The following is a 2,825-nucleotide window of genomic DNA, read 5'->3' as shown; positions in this document are numbered from 1 at the left end:
AGCGTTCGCGCATGCTGGTCAGATACTCACGGCGGCTCTTCAATGACATTCGCACAACGATCCCTTCGGTTAGATTTCGATTTGAGTGATCAGGACCCCTTTCAGTTAGATTTTAAGTGAGTGATCGCGGTATGTTGACTTTGTCGTCTACGTAACTTACAATTCTTACAAGAAAGACATGTAGTATACTGCCTGCTTTGTGGCTCGAAGATTATAAGGGGGAGTTAATGTGTTAGAAGCTAAGTTTCAAATTAAACTAACCGGCCCTGGTCTGAATTTCGAAACTGATATTACACCAGAAAAAGCTTCACATATAGTTCAAATTTGTTTATCTGATACTTCATTTCCTTCTCACATTTTAGACAAAAAGACAAGGCAAGAAGTTAATAAAGATAATCTTTCGGTAGCAGAATATTTTAACCTATTTAATCCCAGGAGGAACCCCGACAAAATCCTTTGTTTTGCCAGTTACATTATTGATATCTTAGGACGTGAAAGCTTTGAACCTGAAGAAATAAAACCTTATTTTCAAAAGTGCGGAGAACCAACACCCAAGAATTTTTCTAGAGATTTCCGTTGGGCTGTATCAAATGGATGGCTAGATGAATCCCTTAATAATCCTGGACAGTTTTACATTACTAGTAGTGGCCGTAAGGCTCTTGAATCTAAGTTTGCTTTGGACGTTATACAGAAAACAAAATCACCAGAATTCAAAGCGCGTCAGAAGAGAAGAATAAAAAATGAGCAAAATAGTTAATAAAAAACGAGTAAAATAGTTTTTGAGTAGGAGGCTCCATACTATGGCAGAAAAAAATCGGCAATACTCAATCCGATTACGGAACGGAGAGCAGGAAATTGAAGTACATCATGACCCTGAATTCATCTCAAATGTTTGGTCTCAGTTGTTCCAGGGTGTTAGTAATATTTTTTCAACTAAGCCTATACAGGAGCAATCACAGGGTAAACTTCTTTCTGTTGGCACGGAAAAGGCCGTTGCGTCATTACCTGAAAATTCTCATCAGGATATAAAAAGAGAAGAAGTTATTGGTGCAGAACGAGAGGAGAATGCGTTACCGAAGAATTTTGTCAAACACAAACGAAAATTTACTAGGATTAAAAAGGTGGAGCAGGAAGAAATACAGAAACTTATAGCTGCCCGTTTTGAAGAGGATCAAGTTTATCAACAGCTAGTAGATACCTACACTGATGTTGAAACGAGGGCTCTTATTGTTTTATATATTGCTGATCAGTATTCCAAAATTAAGGGTCTATCGGCTGTTCAAGCAGCCAATATTCTTAAAGAGCGTTTTAAACAATCAGTCAATCGGTCCACGATTCAGATGACGCTCGATAGGAAATCAATTCCATCCAAGTTAGTAATTAAAGAAGAATCTAAATACCGCATTATGAAGCCAGGTATAGAGAAAGTCAAAGAGCTTTTAAACGCCTTTCACGGTGATGCAGAGAACAAAATCGGACAATAAATTAAAATGATGGTGAAAATTTATGAATTTAAGCTTAGAACAGTTCTTAAAGAACTTGGGCGTGAATACTCAAGCTGAAATCACACTCGCTATCATGTACTACAATTCATTTCAGCTGGCCAATGAGCTATCACCAAAGGAAATAAGGGATGCTTTTGAACAAGCATCTCAACCATCACCATCTAACATCAGTCAGGTTCTATCTGATTTGCGAAAGCGCAAGTTAATCAATAAAACTAAAAGCGGGAATTACTCGTTAACTATCGCCGGTAAAAACCTCGTTATGAGAAAAGCTGAAAAAGAAGGATTTAAGTTCGGTGATGAGATAACTGTTACCGTTAAGGAGATATCTGAGAGCCTTCAGAAAAAAGTTTTCGAAATAGCCGACTATTATGAACGGGAATACATTGAAGAAGCAATTCGTTGTCTCCATTCCACAGTACTTGCTTTTAGAGCCGCAGTATTGATGGGTTGGACAGCAACCATTTACCATCTTAGAAAGAAAGTGGAGCACATCGGTTTTAGTAATTTCAATGATGAATTCAGAAAAATGTATCCTCAATCAAAAAGAAAATCCGTTAATCACATCGATGACCTAGTAGATTATAGGGATATAGAATTATTAGAAGTATGCGAGAAGATGCACATATATGATAAGTATGTAAAAAAACGACTTAAACACTGGCTTGATTTAAGAAATGGATGTGCTCATCCAACGAATATAAACCCTGAAATTCATATAGTCAAGGCATTTTTTGAAGAAATCATTGAATATGTGCTTACAAAGTGAGAAGGAAATAGTATAGTGGTCCCAGAAAACTGAACAAGCGATAGGGGGCTGTTTAAGCTACACTATGGGCATGCGAAAACACTACTCGGCTTCATTCAAAGCACAGGTCGTACTGGAACTTCTTAGGGAAGAAAAGACGGTTGCTCAGTTGGCATCGGAACACGGGGTTCATCCAACCATGCTGCACCGGTGGAAGAACACGGCTGTGGACAACCTATCGACCCTCTTCGAGGATGTGGATAAGAAGAGCGCCGCTGTTGCGAAAAAGGAATATGAAAAGGAGATCGAGGAACTTTATTCCAAAATCGGTCGTTTAACCACTCAAGTCGAGTGGCTCAAAAAAAAAAATCTGGCCTCAACTCGGACTCGTGAAGAGCGCCTGGAGATGGTTGAACGGGATAATTCCGAGATTCCGCTGTCCACACAGGCTGAGTTGTTGAGCCTCAATCGTACCAGCCTGTATTACAAACCTGTGGATAAACGTAAGCGTCAAATCCCGCCCACCTTGCATTCCCTCCACGGCTCCCCCAAACTCATGCATGACGAACAAC

General features: G+C 39.4%; 4 protein-coding genes. All 4 read left to right on the top strand.

Annotated features, from left to right (window positions below):
• The first annotated feature begins 229 nt into the window (after positions 1-229).
• Positions 230-757: a hypothetical protein gene (locus IEX97_RS12810; protein ID WP_188883500.1), complete on the top strand. Its 528-nt coding sequence runs from the start codon at positions 230-232 to the stop codon at positions 755-757.
• A 43-nt stretch (positions 758-800) separates the two neighbouring features.
• The gene (locus IEX97_RS12805) at positions 801-1,484 is read left to right on the top strand and encodes a hypothetical protein (protein ID WP_188883499.1); all 684 of its coding nucleotides are present in this window, start codon (positions 801-803) and stop codon (positions 1,482-1,484) included.
• Positions 1,485-1,506: 22 nt separating this feature from the next.
• Positions 1,507-2,274 carry a hypothetical protein gene (locus tag IEX97_RS12800; protein WP_188883498.1) on the top strand — a complete coding sequence of 256 codons (768 nt, stop codon included), beginning with the start codon at positions 1,507-1,509 and terminating at the stop codon, positions 2,272-2,274.
• 70 nt (positions 2,275-2,344) lie between these two features.
• On the top strand, positions 2,345-2,825 hold a 481-nt coding region (locus IEX97_RS12795; RefSeq protein ID WP_188883497.1), incomplete at its 3' end, for a transposase.

It is taken from the genome of Paenalicyclobacillus cellulosilyticus, from assembly GCF_014647315.1.
GTDB classification, from domain to species: Bacteria; Bacillota; Bacilli; order Alicyclobacillales; family Alicyclobacillaceae; genus Alicyclobacillus_J; species Alicyclobacillus_J cellulosilyticus.
This window is presented reverse-complemented; position numbering and strand designations above follow the sequence as displayed.

Bases quoted from the DNA above. Each gene is read 5' to 3' on its own strand.
- IEX97_RS12805 (WP_188883499.1), top strand. From the start codon at position 801: ATGGCAGAAAAAAATCGGCAATACTCAATCCGATTACGGAACGGAGAG.
- IEX97_RS12800 (WP_188883498.1), top strand. From the start codon at position 1,507: ATGAATTTAAGCTTAGAACAGTTCTTAAAGAACTTGGGCGTGAATACT.